Origin of the sequence: Streptomyces sp. NPDC047072, assembly GCF_040643855.1 — a bacterium.
Taxonomy (GTDB): Bacteria; Actinomycetota; Actinomycetes; order Streptomycetales; family Streptomycetaceae; genus Streptomyces.
On sequence record NZ_JBEYVC010000134.1, the window covers coordinates 21739 to 28386 of the forward strand.

General features: G+C 71.6%; 7 protein-coding genes. 5 read left to right on the forward strand and 2 right to left on the reverse strand.

Features of this window, described 5'->3' with window-relative positions; genetic code table 11:
* Positions 1–65: 65 nt before the first annotated feature.
* Together ABZ896_RS38215 and ABZ896_RS38220 are read left to right on the forward strand one after the other, a co-directional pair.
* Positions 66–1055, forward strand: a complete 990-nt coding sequence (locus tag ABZ896_RS38215) for a DUF4349 domain-containing protein (RefSeq protein ID WP_360939464.1) — start codon at positions 66–68, stop codon at positions 1053–1055.
* A gap of 27 nt (positions 1056–1082) precedes the next feature.
* A complete protein-coding gene (locus ABZ896_RS38220; RefSeq protein WP_360939466.1) occupies positions 1083–2477 on the forward strand; it encodes an FAD-dependent oxidoreductase in 1395 nt (464 codons plus the stop codon).
* A gap of 3 nt (positions 2478–2480) precedes the next feature.
* Here ABZ896_RS38220 and ABZ896_RS38225 read toward each other — a convergent pair whose 3' ends face one another.
* Entirely contained in the window at positions 2481–2804 is a 324-nt protein-coding gene (locus ABZ896_RS38225; protein ID WP_360939468.1) for a hypothetical protein, read from the reverse strand.
* 141 nt (positions 2805–2945) lie between these two features.
* Here ABZ896_RS38225 and ABZ896_RS38230 point away from each other — a divergent pair, with 141 nt between their 5' ends.
* On the forward strand, positions 2946–3773 hold the full coding sequence (locus ABZ896_RS38230; protein WP_360939470.1) for a rhomboid family intramembrane serine protease: 828 nt from the start codon (positions 2946–2948) through the stop codon (positions 3771–3773).
* Between the two features lie 4 nt (positions 3774–3777).
* Here the strand turns inward: ABZ896_RS38230 and hemE are convergent, their stop codons facing one another.
* Positions 3778–4833: a uroporphyrinogen decarboxylase gene (hemE, locus tag ABZ896_RS38235; RefSeq protein ID WP_360939472.1), complete on the reverse strand. Its 1056-nt coding sequence runs from the start codon at positions 4831–4833 to the stop codon at positions 3778–3780.
* 138 nt (positions 4834–4971) lie between these two features.
* Between hemE and ABZ896_RS38240 the strand changes: the two genes are divergently transcribed.
* Both ABZ896_RS38240 and ABZ896_RS38245 read left to right on the forward strand, forming a co-directional pair.
* A complete protein-coding gene (locus ABZ896_RS38240; RefSeq protein ID WP_360939476.1) occupies positions 4972–5595 on the forward strand; it encodes a DUF3000 domain-containing protein in 624 nt (207 codons plus the stop codon).
* A 211-nt stretch (positions 5596–5806) separates the two neighbouring features.
* Positions 5807–6469, forward strand: coding sequence for a response regulator transcription factor (locus ABZ896_RS38245; protein ID WP_360939474.1), 663 nt, complete (start codon positions 5807–5809; stop codon positions 6467–6469).
* Positions 6470–6648: the final 179 nt, after the last annotated feature.

Below are 6648 nucleotides of genomic sequence, written 5' to 3' on the forward strand. Positions count from 1 at the left end.
ACGTTCGGACCCGGAGCGGCGTCGAAGGAACGTCAGTCGTCTCGACCCTCGGGGGGTACGCCCACATGCAGGCACAACGATCACGACGTCCCCGTCGTTCCGCACGGTCCGTCCAGGCCCTCGCCGGGCTGCTCCTGGCGGCGGCCCTGGCGCTGACCGGGTGCAGCGGAGCCGGCGACAGCGACTCGGGCGGCAGCGCCCTGTCCGACGACAAGGCCGCGCAGAGCGAGGCCCGGGCCGGTGCCGGGGCCGCCGACACCGAGGCGGGCGGCAAGCAGGCCTCCCAGGCGCCCGCTCCCACCGTGAACCACATCATCCGCACCGCCTCGCTGACCGTGCAGGTCAAGGACGTGCCGAAGGCGCTGGACGCGGCCCGCACCACCACCGAGACCGCGGGCGGGTTCGTCGGCAAGGAGACCACCTCCCGGGACGAGGAGGGCCACGAGCAGACGGAGGTCGTGCTGCGGGTGCCCGTCGAGAAGTACGACGAGGTCCTCGCCGCCCTGGAGGGCTCGGGCAAGCTGCTGGAGCGGACCGCGAACGCGCAGGACGTCACCGACCAGGTGGTCGACGTGGAGTCCCGGATCGCCACCCAGCGGGCGAGCGTGGCGCGGATCCGCGAGCTGATGGACAAGGCCACGAAGCTGAGCGACGTGGTGACGCTGGAGGGCGAACTGAGCACCCGCCAGGCCGACCTGGAGTCGCTCCTGGCCCGTCAGGCGTCCCTGAAGGACCGCACGACCCTGGCGACCATCACCCTGTCGCTGTCCGAGACCCCGGTGCAGGCCGCCGAGGACGAGGACCCGGGTGTCGTGGACGCGCTGGCGGGCGGCTGGGACGCCTTCGTGACCATGCTGCGCTGGGTCGTGGTGGCGCTGGCCGCGGTGCTGCCGTTCCTGGCGGGTCTCGCGCTGATCGTGCTGGTGTGGGTGAAGGTCGTCCGGCCGCGGCTGCCGCGGCGGCCCGCGACCGTCTCGACCGCCCTGGGACCGCTGCCGGTGGCCCGGCCGGCCCCGGAGTCGCAGCGCGGCCGGGAGCCCGGCGAGCAGGACTGAAATGCCGGGCTCTCGTAGCGTGTTCGCATGAGCATGAGCCGTGCGAGGGGTACGAGAGAACGTCTGGTCGTGATCGGCGGCGACGCCGCGGGGATGTCCGCGGCGTCGCAGGCACGCCGGCTGAAGGGCCCGGACGAGCTGGAGATCGTGGCGTTCGAGCGGGGGCACTTCACCTCGTTCTCGGCGTGCGGCATCCCGTACTGGGTGGGCGGTGACGTCACCGAGCGGGACGACCTGATCGCCCGTACGCCCGAGGAGCACCGCGCGCGGGACATCGATCTGCGGATGCGGACCGAGGTCACGGAGATCGACGTGGCGGGCGGCCGGGTACGCGCGCGTGACGTCGATTCGGGAGCCGAGTCCTGGACGTCGTACGACAAACTCGTGATCGCGACCGGCGCCCGGCCGATCCGCCCGGACATGCCGGGCGCGGACGCCCCCGGTGTGCACGGCGTGCAGTCCCTGGACGACGGCCAGGCCCTCCTCGACACACTGGCACACACGCGTGGCCGTCAGGCGGTGGTGGTCGGGGCCGGGTACATCGGCGTGGAGATGGCCGAGGCGCTCATCAACCGCGGCTACAGGGTCACGGTCGTCAACCGCGGCAAGGAGCCCATGTCGACGCTCGACCCGGACATGGGCCGGCTGGTGCACGAGGCGATGGAGGGCCTGGGCATCACCATGGTCGACGACACCGAGGTCACCAAGGTGCTCACCGGGGAGGACGGGCGGGTGCGGGCGATCGCCACGGAGGACGCCGAGTACCCGGCGGACGTGGTGGTGCTGGGCATCGGCGTACGCCCGGAGACGGCGCTCGCGAAGGCGGCAGGACTCCCCTTGGGCCGCTACGGCGGCCTCCTGACCGACCTCGCGATGCGGGTCCGTGGCCACGAGAACATCTGGGCTGGCGGAGACTGCGTCGAGGTGCTCGACCTGGTCTCCGGTCAGGAGCGGCACATCCCGCTCGGAACGCACGCCAACAAGCACGGGCAGGTCATCGGCAGCAATGTCGGCGGCGGTTACGCGACCTTCCCCGGTGTCGTCGGCACGGCGGTGAGCAAGGTGTGCGACCTGGAGATCGCCCGCACCGGCCTCCGCGAGAAGGACGCCCGCCGCGTCGGCCTCCAGTTCGAAACGGTCACCATCGAGTCCACCAGCCGCGCCGGCTACTACCCCGGCGCCTCCCCCATGACGGTCAAGATGCTCGCCGAGCGCCGCACAGGACGACTGCTCGGCGTCCAGATCGTCGGCAGGGAGGGCGCGGGCAAGAGGGTCGACATCGCGGCGGTGGCCCTCACGGCAGGCATGACGGTGGAACAGATGACAGCCCTGGACCTGGGCTACGCACCGCCGTTCAGCCCGGTCTGGGACCCGGTGCTGGTCGCGGCGCGCAAGGCGACCGCGAAGGTGCGGGCCTCCTGAGGGTCACGCCGATCCGTTGATCCTCTCGATCGCCTGACGAGCCTGCTCCGCCGGAGGCCGTGCCGGCAACGACGACACGGACGCGCTCGGCATCGCGGCGGCAGCCGGCTGCTCTCCCGCCGGCTTCGCATGCGCTGCCGGCCTCGTCGACCTCAGTCGATTGCTCACCGCTTCGTCGAGCGTCACCGGCCGCTGCATCTGCGCCGCCAGTCGCCCGGCCTCCTGACCGAGCCTGGCCACGTCCTCCCAGGGGAGCCGCAGCACAAGGGAGAGTTCGGCCTCGCCGTCGGGGAGCGCTTGCATCGGAGGAGTGATCCGGTCGTTCATCGCCTGTTTCCTCACGTAGTCCCCGCGACCCGCCTTCCCCGTGCCGCGGGCGGTTGACGAGTCATACGCACGCGCGCGTGCCCGCGTTCACCCGAATACGCGGCACCGATTCGCCACGCGCATCGGGGGCAGTACTTCTGTGTGGTCATCCCCGTCCATGACGTGAACCCGGTGCGTCGCACCCCTTGGGTCACCTACGCGCTCATCGCCGCGAACGTCCTCGTGTTCCTGTACACGCCCGGCCTGGCCGGCTCCGTGGCGGGCGACAGCAGCCTGTCCCAGCTGTGCCATCTCCAGGCGTTCCTGGACCACTACGCGGCCGTCCCGCAGGAGCTGATCCACCACCAGATGCCACGCGTGGTGCCGACGGGCGACGTCGGGCTGAGCGCGTCGGGGCATCAGGGCTGTGTGGTGGGCCCACCGGGCTACGACAAGTCCCCGGCTCTGTCCGTCCTCACCGCGATGTTCCTGCACGGCGGCTGGCTGCACCTGCTGGGCAACATGCTGTTCCTGCTGATCTTCGGCAACAACGTCGAGGACCGCATGGGCCATGTGCGCTTCACGCTGTTCTACGTCGTCTGCGGCTACGCGGCGTCGTACGGCTTCGCGCTCCTGAACGCCGACTCCTCCGACCCGCTGATCGGTGCGTCGGGCGCGATCGCCGGGGTGCTGGGCGCCTACCTGGTGCTGTATCCGAAGGCCAGGGTGTGGGTGCTCGTGCCGTTCCTGGTCTTCCTGCCGCTCCGGCTGCCCGCCTGGCTGGTGCTGGGCTTCTGGTTCGTGCTCCAGGCGTTCTACTCGTCCGGCGAGGGCGTCTCCGCCGCGGGCACGGTGGCGTACGCGGCACACGTCGTCGGGTTCCTCGTCGGCATGGTGCTCGCCTGGCCCCTCAAGGCGGGCACGCCCCCGCCGCCGGAACCGCGCGGCCTGCTCTTCGGCAGGAGGGCGCGGCCCCGGCACACGTGGTGAGCGCCTATCGGGCGGTAAGGGTGTGGACGTGGTCGACGAGGCGGGTCAGGGTGTCCGGGTCGGTGGACGGCATGACGCCGTGGCCGAGGTTGAAGACGTGGCCCTCCAGGTCCTTCGCCGACTCCAGGACCTCGCGGGTCTTGGCCTCGACGGCCTGGGTGGGGGCGAACAGGATCGTCGGGTCGAGGTTGCCCTGCAGCGCCTTGCCGGGGCCGACCCGGCGGGCGGCCTCGTCGAGCGGGACGCGCCAGTCGACGCCGACGACGTCCGCTCCGGCCTCGCCCATCAGGCCGAGCAGCTCACCGGTGCCGACACCGAAGTGGATGCGCGGGACGCCGTACGCCTCGACGGCCTGGAAGACCTTCGCCGAGGCGGGCATGACGGAGCGGCGGTAGTCGAGGGGGGAGAGCGCCCCGGCCCACGAGTCGAAGAGCTGGACCGCGGAGGCGCCCGCCTCGATCTGGACCTTGAGGAAGGCGGACGTGATGTCCGCGAGGCGGTCCAGGAGGTCGGCCCACAGCTCGGGGTCGCCGTACATCATCGCCTTGGCGTTCTCGTACGTGCGCGACGGGCCGCCCTCGACGAGGTAACTCGCGAGGGTGAAAGGCGCGCCCGCGAAGCCGATCAGCGGGGTGCTGCCGAGTTCGCCGGTGAGCAGGCCGATGGCCTCGGTGACGTAGGAGACGTCCTCGGGGGTCAGGTCGCGCAGCTGGGCGAGGTCCGCGCGGGTGCGGATCGGCTTCTCGACGACCGGGCCGACGCCCGGCTTGATGTCGAGGTCGACGCCGATGGCCTTGAGCGGGACGACGATGTCGCTGTAGTAGATCGCCGCGTCCACGTGGTGCCGGCGGACCGGCTGGAGCGTGATCTCGGTGACCAGCTCGGGCCGGGTGCAGGACTCCAGCATCGGGATGCCCTCGCGGACCTTGCGGTACTCGGGCAGTGAGCGCCCGGCCTGCCGCATGAACCAGACGGGCGTGTGCGGGACCGGCTCACGACGGCAGGCCTTGAGGAAGGCGGAGTCGTACGTGGCGGGGGGCGGCGTCGTGTGTGCACTCACGACGGCAAGTCTCGCACGGGCCCCGGCCCACGACCGAAGCCCCCCTACCGGGTGTCTACGCCCGCGCCGGGCCCCCGCGCCCCTTAACCTTCCCGCATGGCTGCGGCGCAAGAACGACTGTCGGAAGGCACGGGCGGAATGGACGACAAGGAGGGCGACCGGCATACGGGCAGTGCGGCTCCGCCCGTGTTCCAGGCCGCGGTCCAGGCGCTGCGCGGTACCCGGCTGCGACCGCAGATCGAGATCGAGCCCACGCGCGCGCCGCAGCGGCTCGCCCCGTACGCGTACGCGCTGGAGGCGACGGTCGTCGACGGCGACCAGGACCTGGCCGACGGCCGTCTGGTGCTGCTGCACGACCCGGACGGGCACGACGCCTGGCGGGGCTCCTTCCGGCTCGTCACCCTGGTGCGGGCGGAACTGGAGCCGGAGATGGCGGCCGACCCGCTGCTGCCCGAGGTGTGCTGGTCCTGGCTGACCGGGGCGCTCGGGGCGCGCGGACTGTCGTACGGCGAACCGAGCGGGACCGTGACGCGCGCGAGTTCGCACTACTTCGGCGGGCTGTGCGAGCGTCCCGCGGCCTCGCAGATCGAGATCCGCGCCTCCTGGACGCCGCGCGAGGGCCTCGGCGGGGTGCCGGACACCGGGGCGCACCTGGCGTCCTGGTGCGATCTGCTGGCCCAGGTCGCGGGTCTGCCGCCGGCCGGTCCGGGTGACGCCTCGGTGGTGACGTTGCCACAGCGGCGGGACCCGCAGGCGCGCTGACCACCGTTTCGGCGGCATCAATTTGTCGATACGGCCACTTTCGGTCAGGAGTGACTCCTCGAACGAACCGATTCACTCACCGAACGATCGACCGTACGTCCGAATTGCACTAATTGTTACTCACTAGATCGTGATCATTCTCTAAAGGACGCCGGGCTCGCTGCCGAAGACGACTGTGACCTCACAGCCGTCCCCCACCCCAGGAGGCCTGGTGTCCGTTCTCCTCGAGCAGCCCGCAAGCCTGGTCGCCTACCGCCCCAACAAGCCGACCGCCATGGTGGTCGTGGCCGACCCCCGCGTCCGCTCCACCGTCACCCGTCACCTCTGGGCGCTCGGTGTGCGCGACGTCATCGAGGCCTCGTCCGTCGCGGAGGCCCGTCCCCGTGTCGCCAATCCCCGCGACATCTGCGTCGCCGACGTCCACCTCCCCGACGGCTCCGGCCTCACCCTCCTGTCCGAGACCCGCGCCGCGGGCTGGCCCAACGGCCTCGCCCTCTCCGCCGCCGACGACATCGGCGCCGTGCGCAACGCCCTCGCGGGCGGCGTCAAGGGCTACGTCGTCACCGGGACCCGCACCAACCTCGGGCTCCCCACCCGGCCGGGCGCCGCACCCATCGGCGCCGCCGCGGCCCGGATGCACCGCCGCCCCCCGGGTTCCCCGAGCCACCCGGGCGGCTACCGCGAACTGTCCGGCCGCGAGGTCGAGGTGCTCCGCCTGGTCGCCGAAGGCCAGTCGAACAAGGCCATCGGCGTCTCGATGGGCCTGTCCGCGCTGACCGTCAAGAGCCACCTCGCCCGTATCGCCCGCAAGCTCGGCACGGGCGACCGCGCCGGCATGGTGGCGGTGGCCCTGCGGACCGGCATCATCCACTGACACACCCCTGGAGGCGGTCCCGCCGCTTCGTTCACACACGTGAACCAGAGCTGTCACCTGGCTGACTGGTTTACGACCCTCAGGCGCCTGCCGAATGTCCATCGTCCAGCTGCCGTCCGGCTGCTTGCTGTACGAGTGGTGCAGGAGCGGCTCGCGGGAGAAATGGTCCGGGACCATGC